Below are 26,120 nucleotides of genomic sequence, written 5' to 3' on the forward strand. Positions count from 1 at the left end.
TCAAAGTCCGCCGTCGTTACTTAAAGCCCCGGGCTCATTTCATGAAAAATAGTTTCCTGGTACTGCTTACACTGGCAGTGTTTTCTTCCTGCAGCACCGGCTCAACCCAGAACGATTCGGTTGATACCTCCCAAGTTTCTCAAAACTTATCCGCCGATTCGTTATCGGCCGCGCTTTATATGCCCGATACCGTGCATAGTGGCCAACCGCTGTTGCTAAAGTTCACCGTGTATAACAAAACCGACAGCTTACGGAAGTTTTGTAAGTGGCATACCCCATTTGAGCCGCTGATGAGCAAGTACCTGGAAGTAAAGAATGAAAAAGGAGAAGAAGCCGTTTACAAAGGCCCTATGGCAAAACGCATGATGCCGCCGCCGGACGAAAGCTATGTAAGCGTAAATGCGAATGACAGCCTGTCCGTTACCGTGGAGCTGCTGCGGGGTTATTCCATAACAGATCCGGGGAAATATACCATCACCTATACCGGGCAAGGCTTAAGCGGACTTTCGGTCCCCAAACGTGCATGGTTTGTTTACCTGGGACAATAAGCGGATTTCGGCACTCTCTACCGCATACAACAGGTGTATTTACCTGTTTATTTCGCTATTCCCCACGCTTCCATGCAGCGAGTAATAAATATTTCGAAATATAATATCCATTACCTACCTTTCCTTCCTGATTATCTATTAAGACTATAGTTAGTTAACCTACACATTTTCCACATGTTACCTAATACTTACAAATTGCTACAAAAGAAGAAAAAGGCCATCCTGGAGCTTTGGATGAAAAATCAGCTCGCAGATGAGGGACTTCGTGAAGATCTTATCAGTAATGATGAACTGCGAAGCCAGTCGGAGGAGCTGGTCTCAGCTTTAATTGGCAACCTCAGCTCAGATAGCATTGATGACTTTAACTCCGATCAATGGAGCCCGGTGATCGAGATCCTGGGAGGTATTGCCATCACGCGTGCGCGGCAGGGCTTCACCCCCCGCGAAACGGGTAATTTCGTGTTTTCGTTAAAAGAAGCGCTGATCGAAGTGCTCCAGCAGGAATTGCAGGGCGACCTGCAATCGTTGTTCGCAGAATCACTTAAGGTAAACCGTATAATAGATAACCTGACCGTGGTTACCTTCGAGACCTTTATTAAAGGCAGGGAAGAAGTGATCTTACGGCAGACGGACGAGATCACCGAGATCTCTACACCGGTGATCCGCGTGTGGGACGGTATCCTGGCACTTCCCATTATCGGTACGCTCGACAGCGCGCGTACCCAGGTGGTAATGGAGAACCTGCTCCAGGAGATTGTGGAAACCGGTTCAAGCATTGCCATCCTGGATATTTCGGGTGTGCCCGCCGTAGATTCGCTGGTGGCACAGCACCTGATAAAAACGGTAAGCGCCACCCGGCTGATGGGTGCAGAATGTATCATCAGCGGCATCCGCCCGGAGATCGCACAAACCGTGGTGCACCTGGGGATCGACCTGTCGAACATCATTACCAAGTCAAGCCTGGCGAGCGCATTGGCCTATGCGTTTAAGGCAATGAGGCTGGAAGTGAGAAAGATTAATGCTGTACAGAAATTTTAATACAAGAAATGGATAGAATTCCTATTCTGCGGATGGGGAACTTTCTGCTGGTTACTATACAGGTCGACCTATATGACAGGTTGGCACTTACGCTTGAAGCAGACCTTGTCCAGATGGTGAAAAAGACCAGCGCGAAAGGCGTCCTGATCGATATTTCCGCGGTTACCATCGTCGATTCCTTTATGGGACGTATTATCGGCAATATTGCCAGCATGTCAAAAATCCTCGATTCGGAAACGGTGGTCGTGGGTATGCAGCCGGCAGTGGCCATCACGTTAATTGAGCTTGGTCTTCCGCTGAAAGGCGTTCATACAGCGCTCGACGTAGAAAGAGGTATGAATTTACTAAAGTCTATGATCGATGATTTCGATGATGAGGATATAGAAGAAGATCCGGATGGTTCTCTCGCTGAGTAAAGACACCATACAGGTAGTAAGAGAACAGGATGTGGTTCTTTTACGGAACCGCATTAAAGAGGTGGCTGTAAAGATAAAAATGGGCCTGGTAAACCAAACCAGGCTAATCACGGCAGCCAGCGAGCTCTTAAGAAATATGCTGCGTTACGGGAATGGCGGTCATTGCGTGGTAGAGATCGTATCGAGCGGTCGGAACAACGGCGTGCGACTTACGTTTACCGACAAAGGGCCAGGTATCCCTGATATCGCCCTGGCAATGAAAGACGGCTATTCTACGGGGAAAAGCCTCGGGCTTGGGTTACCCGGAACCAAGCGCCTCGTTAACGAGTTCGACATTAAAAGTAAAGTAGGAGAGGGCACGACCGTGACCATCATAAAATGGGCCAATGGTTGACGCTACACACATCAGCTTCGCCGCTACAGACAGGAGCTACTTTTCCCTGTTAAAAAAGGAGATCCACCGGAGAGCCCAGGATGCCGGGATAAACGCGACCCGCCTGAACGAGATCGACCTGATCGTAGCAGAAATGACGTCGAACCTGTTTAAATACGGCGATAGCGGAGAGGTGCTCATGGGCGTATTTGCCAATGGCGGGTCACCCTACATCGAGATCATTAGTATCGACCATGGCCCGGGCATGGCGAATCCGGCAAGAATGATGCAGGACGGTGTGTCTACCAGCAATACCATGGGACATGGATTAGGCAGCATCAAGCGTTTGTCGGATGTTTTTGAGCTGTACACGCTACCGGGGTGGGGAACCATCGTGCTGAGTCGCGTTTACGATGATCCGAAAGACATTAAGAGAGAGCGTAAATTGATTGTCAGGCCGATCGTGGTATCCAAACCCGGGGAAACGGTGAGCGGCGACGGACTAATGATCAAGCAGACAGATAAATACATTAAGCTGATGCTGGCTGACGGGCTGGGTCATGGTCCGGAAGCTAACAAGGCAATTAATGAGGCTGCCGCCTGTTTTAAGGTATTTCCTGATTATAGCCCGACAGAAACGCTTCGTTTTATCCACAGCAACATACGCAAAACAAGGGGAGCGGTAGCTGCCGTGATCTGTTACGATTTTGAAACGAAAACATGGGCGTCTGCGGGTATCGGGAATATCGCCGCGAGAATTGTGGGGGCCGCATCTTTTCGCAACCAGATGTCGTACAACGGTATTGTAGGTCATAACATTCCCGGATCGATGAGCGATCAGCATTATCCTGCCGACCAGTTCAACCAGGTGATCCTGTGCTCAGACGGAATTAAAACACGCTGGGACCTTACAAAATACCCGATGATATTTAAACATGATCTTACCATATTAAGCGCTGCCATTTATAAAGACCATGCGCGTAAAACGGATGACATGTCAGTTGTAGTTGCCAAAATAAAGTAACATGATAGAGGTGGTCGCTATATCCCTGGAGAATGAAATGGACCTGGTGCTTGCGCATAAAAGGTCGATGAGGGTGGCGGAGAAACTGGGGCTGACCACCGCAACCCAAACCACGTTCGCTACGGCCGTTTCCGAGATCGCACGGACAGTGATAGAGCATACCGATAACGGCAACCTGGTTGTCGGCCTGGAGCAGCATAAGCTTCGCTATAGTTTAAAGGCTTTCATTTCCTTCGGGAGCAGCGTACGGTTCACCAAAGCGGACGAAGGTTATTATTATGCACAAAAGCTTGTCCCGGAATTCAGTATGACCGAGAACGCCGGGACGACCTTTATCGAAATGAAGATCGGGCTCCCACGGTCGCTGCGCCTCGACCCCTCAAAAATAAACGCGCTGAAGGAATACTTCGTAAGCGAGCCACCTCTTAATGCGTACGAAGAAATTAAGCAACGAAACCTGTCGCTAAATAAGCTGGCGGAAGAGCGGGAAGAGGAGATCCGCCGCTCCAAGATCGTTGACGAACAGAAAACGGAGTTCATCTCCATCGCCAGCCACGAGATCAAGACACCCATTACAATTATCAAGGCATATACCCAGATGGTGAAAAAAGCTTCCGCCGATCAATGCAGCGATAACGTGAAAAGCATCCTGGAAAAGGTCGACCAGCAATCGACCAAGCTGTTATTGCTCGTACAGCAATTGCTCGACGTTTCTAAAATGGAGAATGGCAACCTGCTATATGATATGGAAGAGACGGCGCTTAATCCGTTCATTACCGACATGGTTTCGGTAATGAAGAACATCTTGCCCGGCTATACCGTGATCACTAACCTTGGTGAGAATGTACAGGTGAATATCGATAAGATCCGTATGGAGCAGGTGTTTTCGAACCTGCTTGGCAATGGGGCTAAGTACTCGGCCCCGAATTCTACGATCACCATCAGCTCTGTGCTAACGGACGGCTACGTGGAGATCTGTATCGCCGACCAGGGAATCGGGATGTCTCCCACCAGCATCGCCTCTATCTTTAAGAAGTTTTACCGCGACAAAGATGTGGTGAAAACGCACGCCGGCCTGGGAATGGGCTTGTACATCGCTTCAAAGATCGTGACGGACCATGGCGGCAGTATCTGGGCAGAGAGCGAAGAGAGCGTGGGTTCGAAGTTTTTCTTTACCATTCCGCTGGCAAAGCAGGCCGTTGTGCGAAGCGAATAGTGTCTTTATAATTCAGTAAATCGATAAAGCTGTATATTAGGGCCGGACCTGTTATACGCTTAAACATGCACAGACGCAATTTTGTTAAACTCTCCGCCGCTGCTTTTGCTGCGGCAATGTATAGCCGCCTTACCTATGCGGCGCCTTTCGCACCGGCCTTGATTAACCAGCCCGATGAGGTTTGGGCGCAGCTGAACGATCAATGGACAAAACTTACCGGCAGCGGCGCACTGTTCACCTACCGGGATGTGCGTGTGGAAGTGCGTTCCGGCGGGGATGCACAGTCGGTATATGTTTCGTCGCCGGCCGCCGACCTCCAGGCCGTCCGGCTGAAATGGAAATACGATACCGCTTCTTATACCAAAGTGCTGGGCGACCATTGGGAACGCACCTATGGCGATCTCGGCTGGAAAGCGCCCGACCCTGCGACTAAAAACCCATGGTATGTGCTGTTAAACGATGGGAAGGATACGGCCTGTTTCGGCGTAAAGACCGGCGCGGCATCTATATGCTGGTGGGCAGTGACCGCCGACGGCCTCGAAGTTACCCTGGACACCCGCTCCGGCGGATCAGGTGTGAAGCTCGGGCAACGGAAATTGCATGCCGCAGACGTGGTTACCATGCTCAGTAAGAACGGTGAAACCGCGTACGCCGCTCATACCCGTTTTTGCCGGATGATGTGCCCCAGGCCGCGTTTACCCAAAAAACCGGTATATGGCATAAACGACTGGTACGTTGTGTATGGTAAAAACTCGTTCGAAACTATAAAAGACCAAACCACCCTGATGGCGGAATTTATGCCGGATAACGGCAACCGCCCTTTCTCCGTGATCGATGATGGCTGGCAGCAGCCGGATGATTTTGCCATCGCCAACGACAAGTTTAAAGACATGCATAAAATGGGAGAGGTGATAAAGGGGCTTGGCATGCGCCCGGGCTTGTGGACCAGGCCGCTCATCGCGCGTAATGGCGATCACCCCGGCATGATAGCGCCGAAGATCAAAGGCCGCAACGAGCGGCGCGCCACCATCCTCGATCCCACCATCCCCGAAACCATCGAGCGGGTACAAAACAATATGAAAGTATACCAGCAATGGGGTTACGAGATGGTGAAGCATGATTATAGCACCTACGATATTTTTGGCCGCTGGGGCTTCCAGATGACCGACGGTATGACCGTGCCCGGCTGGAAGTTTAACGACCAATCTGAAACGAATGCAGAGATTATCGGCCACTTGTACCGGTCGATCAGGGAGTCGGCCGGCAGCATGTACATCATTGGCTGCAATACGCTGAGCCATTTGTCGGCGGGTTTGTTTGAACTGAACCGTACCGGTGACGATACCAGCGGTAAAGAATGGGACCGTACCCGCAAAATGGGGGTGAACACGCTCGGGTTTCGTTTGCCGCACCACAACACCTTCTACGCTGCCGACGGCGATTGCGTTGGCCTCACCAAAGACGTGCCCTGGGAGAAAAATAAACAATGGCTGCAGCTGCTGGCAGAAAGCGGTTCGCCGTTATTCGTGTCGGCGCAGCTGGATTTTCTCGGCGCCGACCAGCGGGCGGCATTAAAACAGGCTTTTGCCCATGCCGCCAGGGTGCAGCCCACCGGCGAGCCGCTGGATTGGATGACCAGCCAATGGCCTGCCAAGTGGAAGCTTAATAAGCGCGTGGTAACGTTTAACTGGTAATTATCGGTTTCCAAGCAAGGCGGCAACTATTCTTCCCGACGCTTCTTCGCAGAAGTCGAGACCGGAATAGTCGGGGTTATAGCCGCCGATGTAAGGTACTGCCATGATAAAGATGCGGTCGCTGGCGTCTCCCTGCGCGTCGACCACCTGGAATTGATCGCTGATGGTGATCCCCGGTACCTCGAGGTAGTAGCGGCCGGTGCGATCGATCTTGACCTTTTTATTGCCGCCCACCATGGCTTTCCGCCCTTCGTTGTCTGAGCGGAAGCTGATCCGTGCCTGGCTTACCGTGCCGCTTTCCACGAGACTTTTAAAGGGAAAGTCTTCGCACGAAAGGTGCGGTTGCCCGATGCAGTCAACAAAGGTTTGATAGTGAACTGCTTGCGGCTGACCCTGTCTATCCTGGAAATGGTACACAATTCCTCCTTTGTCCTGCGGGTCGACGTGACTGCCGGACCCTACCGGGATAAGGTCCAGTACCCCCGCATCGCGGAGCGCAAGCAATTCTTTAGCCGAGCTTTGCGGGGCAAATGCGATCACGATCGAGATCAGCGGCATCAGCACCTTCTGCAGACGGACCATGTCTTCGGCCGGGAAATGTTTGGCGGGGTAGTTCATCGCAAAGCTGAGTACCGCAAGCATCTCTTTCCAATGGACGGGGCGTTTGTAAGCTATGGACAGTTCCGCTTCGGCAAATTCAGCCCTGAACAGCTGGAACGGGTCGAGCTGCCGGCGGGGCTCCATCATTTCATTAACGAAGGTTTCCAGCGACATATGGCGTATGTGCTGGTAAAATTCCGGGTCTTTGTTGCGCAGCGACTCTTTAAAGTCCTTTTCAAAGAGGAAATCGAGCGACAGAAAGCCATCGTTTTTTGCAATGTTAGCATCGATCTCTTCGGGAGTGAGCAAGCATTGGTAGTTAAGATGCGAATCGGCCATATGAAGCCTAATGGCGGGTAACAAGGCGCCTGTAGAGTGCATAACTAATTTAAATCCAGCGCTTTTTGGAGATAATTTAAAGGATATGTTTCCGTTTTCGTCTTCTTCAAATACCCCGTTATTTCTCGCCAGGGTACGCAGGGCGTCGAACGCCGTAAGCGATGCGCCCCTGATGGCGACGGGATGGTCCAGCTGCTGTGCGAGCTTAGCCGGCGGGTAGGGCGAATCATAGTACCCCGGAACCTTCCCTTCATGTGTTAACGGCCAGAAATGCCCGGTGGCGATGATCACGCGGTCAAAGTTAACCGGGTCTTTTCCCAACAGGTGAACTTCTGCCTGGCGGGTAACCCGGTTGTCGGCAATGTCTGTTACATAGGTACACAGGTGCACCCGGGTAACGATCCCGGCTTTATCGGCCCTGTCGCGCAGCAGGGCGAACTGCGCCGAAAGGTACTCGCCGAATAACAGCCTGGGCAATACCTGGTAGTCGTTAAATTGATGCGGATCGAGATTGAATTGTGCAAGTAGTTCCGCCGGGGCGATTTTGACCCATTCGGCGACAGTAGTTACCAGCCCGGGGATCTCGTTACCGGAAACATTAGTAACATGTTCGGTATTGGCGCCCTCGCTGCTGTAAGGCATGCCGGCGCCCGGTTGCGGCTTCTTTTCAAAGATATCTACAGACAGACCCGTTATGCCCGATTCGATAAGCCGTTTATATAGGAAAAGGGCGCCCGGGCCAGCTCCTACAATTGCGATCCGGGTATGTTTGTCCTGGTTTTTGTTCATGAAAACTATAATCTGTTATACTTACGGGGAAATTACGGCACCCGATTGCGCATGCGCGGTAGTTACCACGATGGGTTAAAAATCGTTGCCCGCACCGCCGCCCGAATTGTCTTCCGCCTAACTTGCCGGTTGGCGGTTCCGCCGGCGTACCGGTACCTGAAAACGATTCGAAGATAATGAGCGATTCCAATTATAGGTGCAAATTACGAATGATAATGAATATAGCTCCCGCTATTCTTCATCTAACCGGTCAGCACAGCCCAGCACAGGTAACTATCATCCCGTATCATTATATTAACCGCCTTTAAGCCAATATATGACCTGTCGTTTTTTATACACTTTCATCCTTTCTATCTTATTCGTCAACAGCTCGTCCGCTCAAAAAATAGATCGCCGGGCGGTGGTGCTGCGTCACAAGGTGATCCTTTCCCGGCCCGATACCCTGGCCTCGCTCACGGTAGGGAATGGCAAATTCGCCTTTACCGTAGATGTTACAGGCCTGCAAACCTTCCCAGAATATTATACCCATGGGGTTCCGCTGGGCACGCAATCCGAATGGGGCTGGCACAGCTTCCCCAATAAAAACAATTACCTGGTTAGCGAAACCTTAAAGGATTATGATTTTAATAACCTCGGCCCGGCCGGGTACGCGGTCCAGTTTAAAGAAAACGGGCGCAACCAGCAGGCGGTAAATTACTACCGCCAGAACCCGCACCGCCTGCAGCTCGGCAATGTAGGTTTCTTAATCACTAAACAGGACGGATCGGTGGCCGCTCCCGGCGACCTCCGGGAAATTCACCAGGAGCTTGACCCCTGGACCGGCGAGATCACCAGCATCTTTACCGTGGAAGGCATCTCCGTAAAAGTGGTTACCTGCGGTCACGCCGGCCAGGATGTGGTCGGTGTAAAGGTCGTTTCAGCGTTAATTGGGTTGAAAAGGCTGAAAGTTCGGTTCCGGTTCCCGTATCCTACCGACCAATTTGCCGACATGGGCACCAACTATGCACGTGCGGCAGACCACCGGACTAAACTAAACATGATTTCGGCCACCCGGGCGCTTTTTGAAAGGACGCTCGACCAGGACCACTATTATGTTTCCGGGAACTGGGGTCAGCCGGTTACCGCAGCCAGTCCCGCACCGCACGAGTTCGTGTTTACAGCCTCCAACGGCAGCGAGCTCGACTTCTCCTTTGGGTTTTCGCCCGTAAAGCCAGTCGCAAAGACACCGGTTTTTGCACAGGTAAAGCTGAGCAGTAACGCCGGGTGGCGGCAATTCTGGCAATCGGGCGGCGCCATCGACCTGGCAGGAAGCACCGATCCGCGCGCCAATGAGCTCGAGCGTCGCATCGTCCTCTCGGAGTACCTTACCCGGGTGCAATGCGCCGGCAGCTTTCCCCCGCAGGAAACCGGTCTCACCTACAATTCCTGGTACGGCAAACCGCATATGGAAATGTATTGGTGGCATGCGGCGCATTATGCCCTTTGGGGACGTACCGCCCTTCTCGAAAAAGGTATGCAATGGTATTTTAAAGCGTATGACGGAGCGCTCGCCATTGCAAAGCGACAAGGGTATAAAGGCGTAAGGTGGCAGAAAATGACCGATCACCAGGGAGGAGAGGCGCCGTCCTCGGTCGGCTCTTTCCTGATCTGGCAGCAACCGCACGTAATTTACCAGGCAGAGCTGGTGTATCGCAACAACCCGTCGAAAACTGTGCTTGAGAAATACCGTAAACTGGTATTTGCAACGGCCGATTTTATGGCATCGTTCCCCACCTACGATAAAGCAAACGATCGCTACAACCTCGGTAAAGGCATTATTCCCGCCCAGGAATGCTATAACCCCGGGGAAACCTTCAACTCTCCGTACGAACTGGCCTATTGGAAATGGGCCCTGCAGGCGGCTCAGAAATGGAGAACGCGCCTGGGTCTTGCAAAGGAGCCGGCCTGGCAAAAGGTGATCGATAAGCTGGCTAAGCTATCCGTTAAAGACGGCCTCTACCGGGCGGCGGAAAGCGTGGAAGATTCATATTCGCCCGACAGTAAATTCACTATCGATCACCCTGCCGTGCTTGCGGCTTTTGCATCACTGCCGGCTAATAACATGGTCGATCCGTTGATCATGCGGAGCACGTACGAAACTGTGGACATGACCTGGCATTGGGACCATACCTGGGGCTGGGATTTTCCGCTTATCGCGATGACGGCTACGCGCCTTAACCTGCCCGAAAAAGCCATCGACGGTCTCTTTAAAAACGTAACCACCAATACCTATTTACCCAACGGGCATAATTACCAGACGGACCGGCTCACCATCTACCTCCCGGGAAATGGAGGGCTGCTCTCGGCGATCGCCCTGATGTGCGCAGGTTCCGACGATAATAAAACACGTACCCCGGGATTCCCGAAGAACGGGAAATGGAAGGTGAAATGGGAAGGGCTTAAACCGATGCCGTAAGCTTAATGGTGAACCGGGTAATGCCGTCCCCGCCCGTTTTTAAGGAGAATGCGTAACCATGGTTCAGCATAATCTCGCGTACCAGCGTAAGCCCGATTCCCTGGCCGTCTTTTTTGGTGCTGTAAAAAGGAGTGAATAGCAGGTTTGCCTCGGCGTCGGTGATCCCCTTTCCGTTGTCGGCGATTACCAGCTCCTGTTTTTCCGCATCCGCGGTGAGTGATACAACCCCGCTGCCTTCAATCGCTTCGATGCCGTTTTTTACCAGGTTGATCAATGCCTGTTCCAGTTGCTGAACATCCGCCTGGATGATTAACGGCGCCCCGCCGGTTCCATAATGAAGCTTTACCCGGCGTTCGGCGGCCCGGATCTGCATCAGCGCCACCACCGACCCGAGCAATGCGTGCAGGTCGACCGGTTTCCTGTTCGCCGCGGGCAGTTTTACCAGGTCGGCGAAATTCCGCATAAAGTGGTTCAGGTTCTGGTTGCGGTCGAAGGCTACCCGAAGCGCATGGTACAGGGGGTGCCCGGGCTGGTGCTGCCAGAGCGCTTCTGAGCTCAGCGTAGATTCGAGAATGGAGTTTACCGGCCCGATCGTATTGTTCACCTCGTGGGCCATCATGCGGATCACTTTACCATAAGCGTTCTTTTCGGCTGAAAGGATCTCGGCCGTAAGTTCCTCGATCATCAAAAAATTACGCTGGAAACCGCGGTCGATAAAATGTGATTTCTGCAGCTTATACGTGTTCACGCCATTCAGCTTCACGGTAACAGATTCGCCGGCTTTCAGGTTTACCGCCTGCTGCAGGATGGGGTGGGCGAATGTTTCTATTTCGACACCCGAAAGCGTCTTTCCGCTCATGCCCAGGATCCGGGCGGCCGATGGATTAAGCTGGTGGACGCGGTTGTCATAATCCAGCACCAGGATGCCGGTAGGAGAGGTGCTGATGAGCTTTTCCAGGAAAAAATGCTGTTCTTCCTGGCGGGTGCGCTCGTCTTTCAATTCATCGATCATGCGGTTGTACACACCGATCAGCTCATCCACTTCATACTTGCCCGTGGGCAGGAACTTTACGTTAAAGTCCTTGTCTTTTATGGCCTCGATACCCTGCAGCAGCATTTTGATGGGGTGAATGAGCTGCCGGTAAAGCTGCACCGAGAGTATAGCGGAAATAATTACCAGGATCTCGGCTCCGATGAAATAGATCCTGTTTTCCCGGAAGATAAAGAACGTTAGCCCCAGCGTCAAAAGGTGCAGGATGCCGATCAGCAACAGGTACTTAGTCCTCAGCTTCATCGTATGGAATGGTGAATTTTTCCAGCCTCCGGTACAGCGCGCTGCGGGTAAGGCCAAGGGCTGCGGCGGCCTTGGCGATATTATTCTTGTGGTTCGCCAGGGCTCTTTTAATCATTTCGATCTCCATTTCCTCCAGGGTAACGTTGTTATAACCCTCCCTGGCCCTCCCGGGCGATAGATCGAGCTGCGACTCAAAGTCGGAAATTTCGAGCACATTCTTACTGCTTACCAGAATAGAGCGCTCCACCAGGTTCTTGAGCTGACGGATATTTCCCGGCAGGGGAAGTTGCTGAAGCCACCTGGCCGCGCTTTTGGAAACGGCGAGTTCCGGGCGGTTATATACGTTCTTCAGGTTCCTGATAAAAAAATCCACCAGCAGCGGAATGTCTTTTTGACGGTTACGCAGGGCCGGCAGCGTAATGGTAATGAGGTTGATGCGGTAAAGCAGGTCTTCGCGGAAGGTGCCGTTGCGCACCATGGCGGCTAGGTCCTTGTTGGTGGCGCAAACCACGCGTACGTCAACGGTTTTGGTACGGCTGCTTCCCAGCACTTCGTATGTACGGTCCTGTAATACACGCAGCAGTTTTACCTGGCTGCCTGCGTCGAGGTCGCCGATCTCGTCGAGGAAAATAGTACCTTTATTGGCCGATTCAAAACGTCCCGCGCGATCGAACCGGGCATCGGTAAATGCGCCCCGTACATGACCGAACATCTCACTTTCAAAGAGCGACGTGGAAATACCCCCCAGGTTAACTTTGATGAACGGCTTATTTCGCCGTAAGCTGTTTTGATGCACCGCTTCCGCGATCAGTTCCTTGCCGGTACCGCTTTCGCCCATGATCAGGATGGACGCCTCGGTGGCAGCCACGCGACCGATGGTTTCGAGGATATTGAGCACCTGCGGGTCTTCGCCGACGATGTTGGTGAAGTTGTACGCCTTATCAAGCTGTTTACGTGAGCGTTGTGCAGAGGACTTTCCCTGAAGGTCGAGCAGCGTGTTTACCGACTGCAGGAGGTGCGCGTTATTCCATGGCTTGTTGATAAAATCGCTGGCGCCAAGTTTCATTCCCTGTACGGCCAGCTCGATGCTGCCCCAGCCGGTAATAAGGACCACGGGCACGGCCGGATCAATCCGCTTAATATGCTGCAGCACTTCCATGCCTTCGCCGCCAGAGGTTTCTATCGAGAAATTAAGGTCGAGCAAAATTAGTGCTGGACGGTCTTTTTCTATGGTCGCCAATGCTTCTTCCGGCGTTTCGGCGCCCGTGGCCGCCAGGCCCGCGTCCCGGAGCAGCAGCAACAGGGAAGTGCGCACAGCTATATCATCGTCAATAACCAGTATCATAAGCGGGTCAATATCGCAGTTTATTCCTCGTGCAGGGCAATGGCCGGGTAAATTGCGGCGGCCTGCTTGCCGGGATACAGGGAACAAGCCAATATCAGCAAATAAATGAACACTACCGAGAGCAGGATAGCGGTAACATATACGCCCGATTGCAGGTCGAATACGTTGAGCAACGGAAACTGTGCCGCAAAGAACGAGCCGATGACCAGCGAAATGGTCGCCAGGATAACCGACTCGGTAACCAGTTGTGCCGACACGTTTTTACCCGTTGCGCCGATCGCCCTGCGTAAACCGATCTCGCTCCTGCGGCTGTTTATATTGTACCAGAGCACACCGAAAAGGCCCAGGGCCACATTAATGATGAGAAACCCGGCTACTATGAGCAAAATGATCATAGGAATAAGCGTTTGCTTGTTAATGTCCTCCAGTTTTGCCGTGAGATGGTTGATGTCGATGTTCGAGTTTTTGAACGAGTTGCTCATGGCGCGGTACAGGCGCGACTCGAACGCGGGGTCGGCCTTGGCGGAGACCCGCACCAGCAGCTTGTTCACCCAGCCTAAGTTGCTGGTATCTAACCGCTGGTACATCCCGTTGCCGGGAGAGCTGAAGTCGCCTTTATCTTTTATATCGTTCACCACGCCTACCACCCGGAACCGTTGCTCTTCGCCGATCCGCTCGCCGAGCGCCTTGCCGGCGCCGAACAGCTCGTTGCGGAGCTGCTGGTTGATCACTACGGGCTTTACGGTGGCGGCATCGTCCTGCTTGCCAAACCAGCGCCCTTCCAGCACCTTTACTTTCATGGTATTCGGGTAGCCGGAGTCGGCATCATACCAGTTTACCGAGCGGGCGTGCTGTTTTTTGTAGTCGACGTTACTTTGCCGGGTGTTAGCGGTAAACGGAGAGTTGTCGCTAACGAAGGTAATGCCCTCGATCTCGGGCATGCCGTTTAATTTGTTTCGCAGGTTGTCATAAAAAACCACGAGCGAATCTTTCGTTTTAAAGCTTACGCCGGGCCGGTACTCTACAGACCAAACCCGGTCGTATTCGAATCCCATGGGTTTTCGATAGTTCATATAGTAATTTACAAGAAGCGAGAACACGGCAAAGATGACCATGAACGATACCAGGATCTCTGTCATCAGCAGGAAATTCTGCCGTTTTTTATTCCAGATCAGTTTAAACAGGTGCTTAAGCATGTCGATGATTTTAATAGGTTGTTAATTAGCGTGCTTTTAACGCGGTGACTACGTTTAGCCGCGACATCCGCCATGCGGGATACACCCCCGAAAGCAGCCCGAAGAACAGGCACACCACCAGGCTGTACAGCAGCACGAGATAATTTAAAGTGAGTTCCAGGTTGGGTATCACGTTAGACGCGTTAACGAACGCGATCGCCAGGAGCGAAAAGCCGATGCCGATTACGCCCCCCAGTAGGGTGAGAATAATATTTTCGACCACGAATTGGTACACCAGCGTTTTGGAAGAGGCGCCAAAAGCTTTACGTACCCCGATCTCCGACGAGCGTTCCATAATGCGTGTGATATTTACGTTCACCAGGTTAATGGCCGGAAGCATCAGGAAGAGCACGACAAAGATGAACAGACCGAGGTAAAAGGTAGTGATCCCCGAATCAGAGCCCCTGCCCAGCACAATCCGTACGAAGCCGGTAAAATACGGATCTGCAAAGCTGTAAAGCTTATCGTAGTCTTTGCTTTCGACCTTGATCTTGGATACCGCGGTGGCATATTCTGCCGCCATTTTAGGCACATCGCTAGCCGAGGCCGCCATTAATACGGCGGTGTAACTTCCGCCTAAGGCCTTGCTGCGGTAATCTTCTTTTGACAAGGTGTAGGGAAGGTACATGTCGCCATAAAAAGTGAACATAGTAATGGGGACATTCTTTACCACTCCCACTACTTTGTACCTGATGTTATCTACCTCCACGTATTTACCCAGGGCGTGCTGGTTGGCACCAAAATAGGCCGTGCGTGTGTCCTCGGAGATGACGGCGACTTTCGCCGCCTGGTCTACCTGTACTTTACTGAACGGTTTCCCTTCAAGAAAGTCGTATTCGGCGATATCCCAGTAATCTGCATTGGTATACTTGAAGTTGATGGCGATCTTTTTATCGTTTACATATGCACTCGAAAAATTGAACATAGACGAGATCCCCACCTTTACGGGCGTCTTTAAACTGCCGGCATATTTGTTCAGGAAATAATAGGAAGACGGCCCGCGGCTGGTGTAGCCGTTCTTTTCGCCCCTTTCTTCGAGCTGCACGATGTACAGCGAACGGTCGCGGTTCTTATCGGGATATTTTGAATTGCCCACTTTATCTATAAAAGCGGTAAGTACCATTAATATGGTCAGGGTAAAGCTGATGCCGAATAAGCTGATGAAGGTGAAGAACTTCCTCCGCCTGAGCACGGCTATGGCGATCTTAAAGTAATTCTTAAGCATGTTTACTTGTTTTAGAGAGTGATTACTGCACCTGCGACCCGTCGAAAAGGCGTACCAGGCGATGGGTCTTCTCGGCCATGTTGGGATCGTGCGTTACCATGACGATGGTGGTGCCATCTTCCCGGTTCAATTGCAGCAGGATGTCCATGATTTCGTTTCCCATGGCACTGTCGAGGTTGCCGGTAGGCTCGTCGGCGAGGATGATCTCGGGTTTGCCCACGATGGCCCGCGCAATGGCCACACGCTGTCGCTGCCCGCCCGAGAGCTGGCTGGGAAAATGTTTTACCCGGTTCGAGAGCCCTACTTTTTCGAGCGCAGCCGTGGCAAGCTGCCTACGTTCTTTGGCGGTGGTATCACGATAAAGCAGCGGAAGCTCTACATTATCCAGCACCTGTAAGTCGTTGATCAGGTGATAGCTCTGGAAAATAAACCCTAGCTTTTGGTTGCGCAGCCGGGCAAGCTGTTTATCGGAAAGGTTGCCGGTAGGTTGTGCGTCGATGTTTATGCTGCCCTTTGAAGGAAGGTCCAGCAGGCCGATGATATTAAGCAGCGTGCTTTTCCCGCAGCCTGAAGGACCCATAATGGAGAGGAATTCGCCTTTTTCTACTTCGAGGTTGATGCGGTTGAGCGCCAGTGTCTGGATGGTGTCGGTACGGTATACCTTTTCGATGTTTTGTAAACTGATCATCTGGTTAATTTTATATTGTTAATAAACTATTTTACGGTTGAGCTCGAAATCATATAGCGACAGGTAGCGCAGCTGGTAGTAGGCCGCCCAGAAGTCGCGGAGCGAAGACACGTAATCGCGCTTTGCCTGGTCGTTCTCGCGGAAAGCGATGCCAAGGTCGGTAATGCTCAGGTCGCCAAGCACGTAGCGCTCGCGCGCGATCTGGTACTTCTCCGAGGCGATGCTGTCTGCCTCTTTGGTATAAACGAGTTGTTCTTTCATCACGGTGAACAGCGATACCTGCGTAATGATCTGCTGTTTAAACGTCTGCTTGTCCTGTTCTACCGCGTATTCGGTGAACTGTTTATTGGCTTCGGCCGTTTTGGCGCGCGACTTTGACCGGCCCCAGTCCATCAGCGGGATGGATAACTGCACCTGCAGCAGTTGCTGGTTCTGCGGGCTGCGGTACACGCCCGGGATACTGCCGGCCGAATTGGAGGAGCCCAGGTTGGCATTCAACGTGGCTGTTAACCCATTCTGTCCTTTTGCACGGGCCACGTCGCGTTGCGCTTCTGCCAGGCGGCGCGAAAAAGCGATCGCGTCCGAACGGTTGGCGAAGGCTTCGGTGAGTACCTTGTCTGGAGATACTTCCATCTGGCTGATAGCCGACGGAACCAGCAGCACGATCTTTCCCTCACCCTCCTGACCCGTATAGCTGCGCAGGTTCAGCGTAGCGATCTCCATATCCCGCTTTGCCGTGCCTACGGCTTTTTTCGCGTTGATCTGTTCCAGCTGGAGCTGCAGGATCTCGTTTTTTGAAATTTTGCCCAGCTCGAATTTCACATTGGCAATGTCCATGATCTTTTGGGTGTTGGCAAGGTTGGTTTCCGCGATCTGGAGGTTTACCTGCGCCAGCAGCAGGTCGAAGAAAAAGCCTTCAACGGTTACGGCGATCTTTTCCTGCGACTCGATAAATGCCTGCCTGCTTTCGTTGTACTTAAGCGGTTCTATCCGCTTGTCCCATTTAAGACCGTTGTACTGGAAAAGCGGCTGCGTGTAGCCGATCCCGTAGGGAATGCCGTTGTACAACACGTTGTGCCGGTCGAAATCGCTGAACCGCTGCAGCTGTGTGGTGCCATAGATCGATCCCCCGGTGGCGGTAATGCTTTGACTGAAATTAAGCTCGAGCGAGGAATTGTCGTAATGGATGGGCTGGAAACGAATGGTACCGTCTGGCTGCAGCACCTGTGTAAAGGTTTTGCTGTAACCCGGCAGGATCCCGTTCAGCGAGAGCTGGGGCTGGTAGTTCGACTTAAAGGTACGGTATTCCCAATACTTGGTTTCGCGCACGGTGGCAGCCTGTTTAGCTGCGATAGAGTTACTTTTGGCAAGGTCTACCACCTGCTGTAACGACAGCTTTAACGTATCGGCAGCCTCTTTACCAAAGCCGGGTTTTGCTATAAGTAGCAGGATGAACAGGGGACGGAGTTTCATGGTCTTAGTTTTTTACCGTTAGCTCCTTGGCATGTTTAAACTCGCTCATGTCTGAGGTGATCACCACGTCACCAGGTTTCAGGCCGTCCTTGATCTCCACGAAATCGAAGTTGGAAAGACCGGTATGTACGGTGCGTCTTTCGGCTTTGCCGGACCGGAGAACGAATACATCCTGTTCTGAAGGGCCCTTAAATGCAGCCCCGTCGGCCACACGCGTTACATTGTCGTGTACGTCGGTCACCAGGAACACGTCGACCTTCATGTTTGGCCGGAGCTGTTTGTTGTTGCGCTCATCTAGCTGCACGTCAAACGTAGCGATACCGTTCTGTACCGAGGGATAAACGTTTACCACGCGTCCTTTTACCGGGTGTTCGTTAATGCGTACGATGACGGGCATGCCGTTGCGAAGCTGTTCGAGGTAATTGTCAGAAATGCTTCCGTGTACTTTAAAACTGCCGAGATCGGCAATACGCGCCAGCGGTTCGCCCTCCGAGATGGCGGCACCAATGTTTTTGTTCACCCACGTAACCACCCCGCTGCGGGTGGCCACAATGCTCGCAAGGCGCAGCTTACGTCCGAGCTCGTGGAAATCGTTTTGCTGGATGGCCAGCGAGATCTGGGCTTCCCTGATCTCGATCTGCATGGTTTGCTGTTTGCTCCTGATCTCGTTTTCGAGCTGTTTTTTTTCGAGCTGCGCCACCCTCAGGTTTAGTTCGGCCTGCTCGATGCCTTCGCGGGTGCCGCCTCCGGCTTTAAAGAGACGTTTGGCGTTCTCCACCGCGTCCGCCAGGCTGCTGATGCGCAGCTGCTTGATTTCGTTGTTAGACTTGATGTCGTAAAAGCTCTTGTCGAGGTCGAGCCTCAGCTTACTGATCTCGTTGCGTTTTGATTGCAGCTGGAAGTTCAGCTTCCCGAATTCCGTTTCCACCGCCGACTTATCCAGCGTGAGGATCGACTGGCCGGGTCTTACCGGGTTACCTGCATCCATCACCACGTTTTTGATCGATGCGGTGATGGGGCTGGTCAGGATCTCTTCGAACTCAGGCAACACCTCGCCGGTAGCGGTAAGGGTGTTCTCTACGCTGCCTTTTTCGACTACGGCGGTAATGATATCCGCCCTGTTAATTGTTGGCTTAAAGATACTTCTGAACCACCAGGTAGCGCTTACCAGCACAACCAGGGCGATGATCCCTATCACGACGCCCTTTTTTCTTTTGCGGGCGGTTACTTCTGCTTCTATGATCTGATCCATTCCTGTTAAGGTTACAGACCAGGGTTTACAAGCGAAATGCCAAAGATATATTATTGGTAATAAGATAGTTACTTAAAAAATGTGGTCATGAAAGTGTCCGTTATCGGACAAGCTCCCCGATAACGGACAAATAACGCCCGGCAAGAAGGCTCCAGCAGGCATAGCCGGCCACGAAAAGACGAAACCCGGTAAGGTGAATGATTGCCGTGACCGAAAATAGCGATACACATGCAATTGCACTTAACAGGAAGCCAAAATTTCCGAGCCATTTCGGAAGCGCACCTGTTTTAACGATCGCTACGGACCAAAGCGACATAGCCACGCAGATGCCAGCTATGAGTATAAAATCGCAGGCATGGTTAAACGTGGTGTTATAGTTAAGTATCAGTTTAACGATCTTAATCGTTTCGGGATCGGCATCACTGTAGTTGTTGATAAACATAGGCAGCACCAGCCCATTCGCTGAAGCAGCAAATAAAGCGGCTATCATGGCAAACAGGAACGTGATAAAAGCGAATTGTGAGAACAGCGTATGCTTTTTTAATAATTCATTGAGCCCGTAAAAGCCAAAAGCGGTAACGGGCAGCGAGATGATAGCGATGACGTGCGCGATACTGATCATGCGCGACATGCGTAACAGGTGTTCAAACGTGCCGCCGGCGGGGTGAAGGGCCATGGTAATGATCATTAAAAAAGAACCGGCGATTATTGCGGTGCCGTAGTAGAAATTGGTTGTTTTGTTCATGCTGCTTTGTTTAGAAGCACGAAAGTAGGGAGGGGGCGCAGTTGCGGCGCTTGACTTAAATCAAGAAATCACTTTGGCACGCACCCGGCTCAGTGTTTCGGGTGCGATTTTCAGGTACGATGCCAATGTTTTCAACGGAAATTTTAACAGCAAGCGGGGCTTATTACGCATCAGCTGCTCGTACTTACCGGCGGGAGAAAGATCCGTGCCCGCGAAATCGGGATAATTCATCACGCCCAGGAGTTTTCCGAGCACAAAAAATTGCTGTTTTTGAAGGATGAGGTGATGCAGCTCCAAAATGCCCAGCTCCGCGATCTCGCAGTCTTCAAAAGCCTGGATAAAATAAGCGGAAGGTTTTTGTAAAGTGAAACTGTTGAATTCTGTGAACCAATCGTGTTCGAGGTATAAATTGGCGATGGTTTCCGCATTGTTATTGTCTACCGAAAAGTGCCGTAAACTTCCGCTTTGCAGGAACCATATTGCCTGGCAGGTGGCGCCGGGTTTCAGCAACACGTCATTTTTTTTGAGCGAGCGGAACTTTAGCCGGCTCCCGAAGAGTGCCAGGTCTTCGTCGGTGAACTGACCGAACGGCCGGATAGAATCCAAGACTGGCTGCAGCGGTAACAACATGGGGCAATTTAACGATTTTCGCCCGGAAGGGTTATCATGATGTGAAACTACGGAGGTGGTTACCGGTTTTAAAGGTTCAGGTAAGCTCAAACAGCTCATCGGCGAACCCCTCCGTTTCGAACGGGTAATGCGTGGCGATCAGGCAGGTGATCTTCCTATCGGTGATTAGTTTCTTTAAGTCGGCCATTAAGCTCATTTTTAGCTTGTTATCCATCGCCGAAAATGGTTCGTCCATTAACAGCAGCCTGGGTTTAAGCGCCAGGGCACGCAGGATTGCGAGTCGTTGTTGTTGCCCGCCGGATAACTGGCGCGGCAAATGTTTCCTGAAAGCTTCCATTTTCCCGATGGAAAGCAGCTGCTCCAGGTAAGGCCCGTCTGCACCGGCATATTCCAGGTGCTTCGTTACGTTCATGGTTTGAAACAGCGCGTAGTCCTGGAACACAAAGCCCGTACGGCGTTGCTGCGGTGATAAGGAGAGCGATGCACGGGTATCCAGCCACGTCGCGCCCTGTACGCGCACGGTTCCTTCATCAGGAGTTGCCAGGCCCGCCAGGATGCGCAGGAAAGTGGTTTTTCCTACCCCTGACGGCCCGGACAGTGCCGTGACCCGGTGGTCGGTAAACGAATGGTTTACTTCCAGGAAACCGGGTCCATCGTAGCGGTTCAGGCTTTTTTTTATAGCGACTTCGATCATCCGAGCGGGCTTTTAGCAGGTTTTCGGTTGATGATAAAGACCGCCGTTACGATCACGAAGGTGATGGCGAACAACACCAGCGAGTAGTTATTCGCGTGGGCATAGTTCATGCTCTCCACGGAATCGTAAATAGCGATAGAAGCCACTTTGGTAACCCCAGGGATGCTGCCGCCGATCATAAGCACCACCCCGAACTCGCCCAGGGTATGCGCGAATGTAAGGACAACTGCGGTGAGAATGGCAGGCCTGATCGCTGGCAGCAGCACCTTCCATAAGGTTTCGCGTACCGACTTACCCATGGTGTACGAGGCTTCGGCCATCGAGGGCGGCAGGTGCACGAACGCCGATTTTACGGGGCTTACCATAAAAGGTAAACTATAAATAATAGAAGCGAGGATGAGGCCACCGAAGGAGAATACAAAGTGAAGGTCGAGCTTTTCGTGGAGCCATTTACCGAAAGCGTTTTGCGGGCTAAAAGCGAGCAACAGGTAAAACCCGAGTACCGAAGGAGGAAGCACCAGCGGCATAGTGATAAGCGCCTCCAGGAGGAGCCGCGGTACCGAGTTTTTTCTCGATAACCACCATGCCAGCGGCACGCCCGTTACCAGCAGGATAAGCGTGGTAATAGCGGAAAGCTTCAGGCTGAGCCAAACCGGGGTCCAGTCCATCAGCTGCCGGAATAAGGATTAGGGAACCTGGTAGCCATTTTTCTTTAAGATCTGCTTAGCGGAGGTGGAGGAAAGATACTTTAAAAATCTTATTGCACGGGTATAATTTCTCTTCCGCGAATGGCTTAATACGATCATTCCCTGGCTGATCCGGTCGTATACTTTCGGATCGATGCGTATCCAGGTAAGCTTCGTTTTATCGGTGTATTCGTAAATAAGCGATTCGGTAGTAAATCCGATGGGAACGGAACCTGTAGTAATATAGGTGTTCACCTGCGAAATACTTTCGCCGGGCACTATCTTGGCGCTTACCTTATCCCATAACTGGTAGTTACGCAGCGCCTGTTCTGCAGCTTTGCCATATGGCGCAAGTACGGGATTGGCTATGGCGATGTTTTTTACCCTGGGATCCAGCAGGTAAGCCTGCCAGTCCCTGAGATCGACGGTGCCGGCGCCGCATAAGATGAGGCTTCCCGATGCATATTCAACCGGCCTGGTAACGCCAAATCCTTCTTTGAAAAGAGCTGTTGGGAACTCCATGTCGGCAGAGAGGAACAGGTCATATGGTGCACCGTTCCGGATTTGTGCGGCGAGCTTGCCGGAGGAACCGACGATGGCTTCAGTCTCGATGCCAGTCTTCTTCTTAAAATCGGCCTGCAGGATTTTGATCACGAATTGGGCGTTGGCCGCTACCGCGATACGCAAAGGTTGTGCGAAACAGGGCAGGGTAAGCAGGCAAATCAGGAGAACGGTTAGTTTTTTCATAGATAATATCGAAATTGCCACATATAACAAATGCAAATATAGGCAGGAAACGCATGAGGGACCGGAAAAAAAGCAACGTGCGGGTGGTGCCGGCCATCCTTTGCCTGGCCGTATGCGCTGCCGGTTTTGTCGACGGTACCCGGCCGCCTGCACCATACCGCCTGGATTACCCGCCGGGTTTCGGCAACCGTATTAATATCCCGGCAAATAATCCGACCACGCAGGCAGGGGTGCTCGTTGGACGATGGTTGTTTTATGAGAAAGCGCTTTCGGTTAACAACCGGGTTTCCTGCGGTTCTTGCCACGTCCAGGAAAAAGCGTTTAGCGATGGACTGGCGTTCAGTACCGGAGTAGGCGGCACGCCCGTAGCACGAAACAGCATGTCGCTGGCCAACCTGTTGTGGAGCCGCAGGTTTTTTTGGGACGGCCGGGCTGCCGGGCTCGAGCAGCAGGCTGTATTCCCGTTGACCGATCCGCATGAAATGGGGCAATCGTTAGCGATATCTGCCCGTAAGATCAGCATGATGCCGCGTTACGCGCTCCTGTTTAAACAGGCTTATGGTGACGTTCGGGTTACCGGTGAACGGATCGTAAAGGCGATCGCCCAATTCGAGCGCACGCTGATCTCCGCCAACTCTCCCTACGACCGCTATCTTGACGGACGTTACCGGCCAACCGCGGAAGAACAAAAAGGGTTGCTGCTTTTTAATGCGGCGCCCGAACCGACCCGGGCGATACGCGGTGCGAACTGCGCCCGATGTCATGGCGGTGTTAAAACCTATATGGAACTTTTTCACAACAACGGGCTAGACAGCCTTCCCGGCGATGCGGGGATAGAAAAGCTTACCGGGCTTCCCGGCGATCGTGGTCGTTTTAAGGCGCCTACCCTGCGGAATATTGCGCTTACAGCTCCATATATGCACGACGGCCGGTTTAACACCCTGGATGAGGTGCTCGATCACTACAGCGAACATGTTAAGCAATCGCCGTCGCTCAGCCCGGTTTTCCGCGATGCATCCAACGAGCCAGCGGGCAGGAATCTCGCTTTGCGGCCGGAAGAAAAAAAACAGGTGATCGCCTTCTTACATATGCTTACAGATTCTACTTTTACAACGGATCCGCGTTTTTCGGATCCGCGTACCATTCCCCGAAAACCGAAAGCAGCTAAATAATGAAAAAGTACTTCTTCGCGCTCTGTCTCGTATTTGCCGGCCTGGCAAACGCCGTTGCGCAAACTACCGAAAAACCGGCTTCTGTAAAGATCAGCGGCGAGGCCACCGCGCCGTTCGAGCTTAAATATCCTGAAGCCGGGCTGTTGCCACACACCACGGTTATCCGTAAAGACCGTGACGGAAAAGATCACCGGTATGGCGGCATAATCGTTTCTGACCTGTTGCTGAAGGCTGGTGTAACCCTTGGCAAGGACCTGAAAGGAGAAAACCTTACCAAGTATGTAATGGTGGAAGCCAGCGACGGGTACCAGGTGATCTTCGCGCTGGCAGAACTGGATAAGGAGTTCACAGACCGCGCCATTATCCTGGCCGACGAAATGGATGGAAAGCCGTTACCGGCAGGCGACGGTCCGTTTCGCATCATCGTTCAGGATGAGAAAAAGCCGGCCCGTTGTGTAAAACAGGTCACAGGGATCAGGATCCTCTTCGCCAGGTAAGGGGGAGGGAGAAGCTCATGATTTCTTCACCGGAGGAAAAATGTGATATCGTGGTTACTCCAAAGGCCGTAGCCTCGCCTATACATGTGGCTTAATACGGGTTATGCGATAGAGCGTTAATATTACAGGGGAACCTGGTCATTCTGCGCTATACGCAGTGTTAACATAATCTTAAGTACAGGCTAACTCAATATTAACAAATTGTTAATTGTGGTTTAAGGTAGTGTGAATGTCAGGGGAGTCGATACTTTTACAGCTCTAAATGATCAGCCATGGAAAATAATACTTTGTTGGGAGCGCTCACAAAGCTCCCGGAACTACTGGCCGCATTTGACAAACGTGTTGGACCATATTGCGGCCATACCAGTACCACGAAAGGTATCACATTAAAAACTCCCGGTGGAAGCCTTTTTCTTTATCACTCTTTTATCCACAAGCTAATTCACCAGCCCGAAGAGGTGAACAACGAGGAACTGAAGAGCCTGTTGGTTCATTTTCATTAAGTTTGACGGTATAAAGCACGGGGCCCGAAGATCCGGGGCTACCGCATCATGCTAAAGAGCGCCCCACGGGTGTTACCTGGCCCGTTTCTTCCGCATGGCGAACGCCACGATGATCACCGTAAGCGCCACCGAGCAGGCGGGATAGAACCGCTCCTCAATAGTCCACGAGCGCCCGGCGAACAGCGAAAGCAGATTGGCAGCCAGGAAAACCAGGTAAGGAGTTACCGGTGTGGTGGCGGGCTTTTTCCAGGTATCGGCCATTTGGGGAATACTCGCGGTAAACACGGCGAGGCTGCTGGCGATAATACCCGCCTGGCCGCCGGCCGCGTACCAGGTAACGAGACAGATCACCACCAGCACGGACGTGGCGGTTTCGATCTTCGACCACGAAACCTGCTTCTTTATAACCAGTATCGCCGTAATGGTGCCCGAGCCCAGCATGTTCGAAAAAGCCAGCCAAAAGTTGCCGCCCTCGATCAGGGTGGCCACCGCCGCAATCCCGTCAAGCATCGCCCAAAGCAGGAACGCCGCGAAGCTTTGCTCCACATGCGACCGCAGGATGCCGATAAGTAAAAGCGTATAGGCTGCAAGCCCGATGGCCCCCGCCAGGGGTTGCAGGATATGATCTATAGGGATGTTAAACACTCCCGCAAGTTATCGGTTTTAAACGGCACTTTCAGCAAACGATCGTTTTAACACTTTTTAACAAAAGAAGCATTAAACTAATGGTTGGCCTGCCATGTCGAATAATCAAAATGTAAGCGGAAACCGGGTGGACAGGCCGCCGACACAAGGAATGTTAACCCGGACTTGTTGAACATTAAAACACCTAATTTGAAAGAAAATGAAACGATTATTGATACTGTCTGCGTTGGTGATCACCAGCTTTGTATACAAAGCAGCAGATGCACAGGTAAGGGTTAACGTAAACATTGGCAACCAGCCTGAGTGGGGTCCTTACGGGTATGACCGTGCGGAATATTATTACCTGCCCGACATTGACGTTTATTACCACGTGCCGAGCCGGATGTATACCTACCTGGATGGCCGGGCATGGGTAAGCCGTAATTACCTCCCGGTGAGATACCGCAACTATGATCTCTACCGTGGCTATAAAGTGGTGGTTAACGACCGGAACCCCTGGTTGAGCGGGAATGATTACCGTAACAAGTATGCAAACTACAGGAACCGGTACGATCAGCGCAATATCCGCGATTACCGTTACGGCCAGGTTTATGCACGGAATAACGAGAGGCGCGACTACCGAAACGATCGCCGGGATGATCGCGACGACCGCAGGGACGATCATCGCGGCGATAACCAGAACGACGATCACCGCTACGAAGGAAATGACAAAAACAACGGCCAGTCAAGACCACAGAGAGGAAACTGGTAAATAACGTGCATGAAGATAAGTGGTTGGGTTTAGTGAAAAGCCGGGA

Annotated in this window: 26 protein-coding genes; 12 read left to right on the forward strand and 14 right to left on the reverse strand. The window is 52.0% G+C overall.

Annotated elements, in window-relative coordinates; genetic code table 11:
- Positions 1 to 41 precede the first annotated feature (41 nt).
- From GS398_RS07065 to GS398_RS07095, 7 genes are all read left to right on the forward strand, one after another.
- Positions 42 to 548, forward strand: coding sequence for a putative periplasmic lipoprotein (locus GS398_RS07065; RefSeq protein ID WP_160906076.1), 507 nt, complete (start codon positions 42 to 44; stop codon positions 546 to 548).
- Positions 549 to 722: 174 nt separating this feature from the next.
- Positions 723 to 1,586: an STAS domain-containing protein gene (locus tag GS398_RS07070; protein ID WP_160906077.1), complete on the forward strand. Its 864-nt coding sequence runs from the start codon at positions 723 to 725 to the stop codon at positions 1,584 to 1,586.
- 8 nt (positions 1,587 to 1,594) lie between these two features.
- A complete protein-coding gene (locus GS398_RS07075; protein ID WP_160906078.1) occupies positions 1,595 to 2,002 on the forward strand; it encodes an STAS domain-containing protein in 408 nt (135 codons plus the stop codon).
- Positions 1,983 to 2,396 carry an anti-sigma regulatory factor gene (locus GS398_RS07080; protein WP_160906079.1) on the forward strand — a complete coding sequence of 138 codons (414 nt, stop codon included), beginning with the start codon at positions 1,983 to 1,985 and terminating at the stop codon, positions 2,394 to 2,396. Before GS398_RS07075 ends, GS398_RS07080 begins: the two co-directional genes overlap by 20 nt.
- Entirely contained in the window at positions 2,389 to 3,399 is a 1,011-nt protein-coding gene (locus GS398_RS07085) for an ATP-binding protein (RefSeq protein WP_160906080.1), read from the forward strand. Before GS398_RS07080 ends, GS398_RS07085 begins: the two co-directional genes overlap by 8 nt.
- Position 3,400: 1 nt before the next feature.
- On the forward strand, positions 3,401 to 4,615 hold the full coding sequence (locus GS398_RS07090) for a sensor histidine kinase (protein ID WP_160906081.1): 1,215 nt from the start codon (positions 3,401 to 3,403) through the stop codon (positions 4,613 to 4,615).
- A gap of 65 nt (positions 4,616 to 4,680) precedes the next feature.
- On the forward strand, positions 4,681 to 6,309 hold the full coding sequence (locus tag GS398_RS07095; protein ID WP_160906082.1) for an alpha-amylase family protein: 1,629 nt from the start codon (positions 4,681 to 4,683) through the stop codon (positions 6,307 to 6,309).
- Here GS398_RS07095 and GS398_RS07100 read toward each other — a convergent pair whose 3' ends face one another.
- Positions 6,310 to 8,037, reverse strand: a complete 1,728-nt coding sequence (locus tag GS398_RS07100; RefSeq protein ID WP_160906083.1) for an FAD/NAD(P)-binding protein — start codon at positions 8,035 to 8,037, stop codon at positions 6,310 to 6,312.
- A 316-nt stretch (positions 8,038 to 8,353) separates the two neighbouring features.
- Here GS398_RS07100 and GS398_RS07105 point away from each other — a divergent pair, with 316 nt between their 5' ends.
- On the forward strand, positions 8,354 to 10,492 hold the full coding sequence (locus GS398_RS07105; RefSeq protein WP_160906084.1) for a hypothetical protein: 2,139 nt from the start codon (positions 8,354 to 8,356) through the stop codon (positions 10,490 to 10,492).
- Here the strand turns inward: GS398_RS07105 and GS398_RS07110 are convergent.
- The 12 genes from GS398_RS07110 to modA all read right to left on the reverse strand — a co-directional run bounded on the left by GS398_RS07110 (position 10,476) and on the right by modA (position 22,506).
- A complete protein-coding gene (locus GS398_RS07110) occupies positions 10,476 to 11,786 on the reverse strand; it encodes a sensor histidine kinase (RefSeq protein WP_160906085.1) in 1,311 nt (436 codons plus the stop codon). The two genes, GS398_RS07105 and GS398_RS07110, sit on opposite strands and share 17 nt — an antisense overlap.
- Positions 11,770 to 13,131, reverse strand: coding sequence for a sigma-54-dependent transcriptional regulator (locus GS398_RS07115; RefSeq protein WP_160906086.1), 1,362 nt, complete (start codon positions 13,129 to 13,131; stop codon positions 11,770 to 11,772). The genes GS398_RS07110 and GS398_RS07115 overlap by 17 nt, the downstream gene beginning before the upstream one ends.
- A gap of 20 nt (positions 13,132 to 13,151) precedes the next feature.
- Positions 13,152 to 14,327: an ABC transporter permease gene (locus GS398_RS07120; protein ID WP_160906087.1), complete on the reverse strand. Its 1,176-nt coding sequence runs from the start codon at positions 14,325 to 14,327 to the stop codon at positions 13,152 to 13,154.
- 25 nt (positions 14,328 to 14,352) lie between these two features.
- Positions 14,353 to 15,591 (reverse strand): ABC transporter permease, encoded by a 1,239-nt coding sequence (locus tag GS398_RS07125; protein ID WP_160906088.1) that lies wholly within the window; start codon positions 15,589 to 15,591, stop codon positions 14,353 to 14,355.
- 22 nt (positions 15,592 to 15,613) lie between these two features.
- Positions 15,614 to 16,279, reverse strand: coding sequence for an ABC transporter ATP-binding protein (locus tag GS398_RS07130; protein ID WP_160906089.1), 666 nt, complete (start codon positions 16,277 to 16,279; stop codon positions 15,614 to 15,616).
- Positions 16,280 to 16,297: 18 nt separating this feature from the next.
- Positions 16,298 to 17,752 (reverse strand): TolC family protein, encoded by a 1,455-nt coding sequence (locus GS398_RS07135; RefSeq protein WP_160906090.1) that lies wholly within the window; start codon positions 17,750 to 17,752, stop codon positions 16,298 to 16,300.
- Positions 17,753 to 17,756: 4 nt separating this feature from the next.
- Complete coding sequence (locus GS398_RS07140) at positions 17,757 to 19,004, reverse strand: efflux RND transporter periplasmic adaptor subunit (RefSeq protein ID WP_160906091.1); 1,248 nt, start codon at positions 19,002 to 19,004, stop codon at positions 17,757 to 17,759.
- Between the two features lie 100 nt (positions 19,005 to 19,104).
- Positions 19,105 to 19,749 (reverse strand): hypothetical protein, encoded by a 645-nt coding sequence (locus GS398_RS07145; protein WP_160906092.1) that lies wholly within the window; start codon positions 19,747 to 19,749, stop codon positions 19,105 to 19,107.
- Positions 19,750 to 19,809: 60 nt separating this feature from the next.
- Positions 19,810 to 20,355 carry a Crp/Fnr family transcriptional regulator gene (locus GS398_RS07150; protein WP_160906093.1) on the reverse strand — a complete coding sequence of 182 codons (546 nt, stop codon included), beginning with the start codon at positions 20,353 to 20,355 and terminating at the stop codon, positions 19,810 to 19,812.
- Positions 20,356 to 20,455: 100 nt separating this feature from the next.
- Complete coding sequence (locus GS398_RS07155) at positions 20,456 to 21,073, reverse strand: ATP-binding cassette domain-containing protein (protein ID WP_160906094.1); 618 nt, start codon at positions 21,071 to 21,073, stop codon at positions 20,456 to 20,458.
- Positions 21,070 to 21,741, reverse strand: coding sequence for a molybdate ABC transporter permease subunit (modB, locus tag GS398_RS07160; RefSeq protein ID WP_160906095.1), 672 nt, complete (start codon positions 21,739 to 21,741; stop codon positions 21,070 to 21,072). Before modB ends, GS398_RS07155 begins: the two co-directional genes overlap by 4 nt.
- An 18-nt stretch (positions 21,742 to 21,759) precedes the next feature.
- On the reverse strand, positions 21,760 to 22,506 hold the full coding sequence (modA, locus tag GS398_RS07165) for a molybdate ABC transporter substrate-binding protein (RefSeq protein ID WP_160906096.1): 747 nt from the start codon (positions 22,504 to 22,506) through the stop codon (positions 21,760 to 21,762).
- 53 nt (positions 22,507 to 22,559) lie between these two features.
- Here modA and GS398_RS07170 point away from each other — a divergent pair, with 53 nt between their 5' ends.
- The 3 genes from GS398_RS07170 (at position 22,560) to GS398_RS07180 (ending at position 24,678) form a co-directional block, all read left to right on the forward strand.
- A complete protein-coding gene (locus GS398_RS07170; protein ID WP_160906097.1) occupies positions 22,560 to 23,678 on the forward strand; it encodes a cytochrome-c peroxidase in 1,119 nt (372 codons plus the stop codon).
- Positions 23,678 to 24,175 carry a molybdopterin-dependent oxidoreductase gene (locus GS398_RS07175; protein ID WP_160906098.1) on the forward strand — a complete coding sequence of 166 codons (498 nt, stop codon included), beginning with the start codon at positions 23,678 to 23,680 and terminating at the stop codon, positions 24,173 to 24,175. The genes GS398_RS07170 and GS398_RS07175 overlap by 1 nt, the downstream gene beginning before the upstream one ends.
- Positions 24,176 to 24,447: 272 nt before the next feature.
- Positions 24,448 to 24,678 (forward strand): hypothetical protein, encoded by a 231-nt coding sequence (locus tag GS398_RS07180; RefSeq protein ID WP_160906099.1) that lies wholly within the window; start codon positions 24,448 to 24,450, stop codon positions 24,676 to 24,678.
- A gap of 72 nt (positions 24,679 to 24,750) precedes the next feature.
- On the opposite strand, the gene GS398_RS07185 is transcribed toward GS398_RS07180, so the two are convergent.
- Complete coding sequence (locus GS398_RS07185; protein WP_160906100.1) at positions 24,751 to 25,323, reverse strand: hypothetical protein; 573 nt, start codon at positions 25,321 to 25,323, stop codon at positions 24,751 to 24,753.
- A gap of 199 nt (positions 25,324 to 25,522) precedes the next feature.
- Here GS398_RS07185 and GS398_RS07190 point away from each other — a divergent pair, with 199 nt between their 5' ends.
- Positions 25,523 to 26,074: a hypothetical protein gene (locus GS398_RS07190; RefSeq protein WP_202405987.1), complete on the forward strand. Its 552-nt coding sequence runs from the start codon at positions 25,523 to 25,525 to the stop codon at positions 26,072 to 26,074.
- Positions 26,075 to 26,120: the final 46 nt, after the last annotated feature.

This window comes from Hufsiella ginkgonis (assembly GCF_009834915.1).
Classification (GTDB): Bacteria; Bacteroidota; Bacteroidia; order Sphingobacteriales; family Sphingobacteriaceae; genus Hufsiella; species Hufsiella ginkgonis.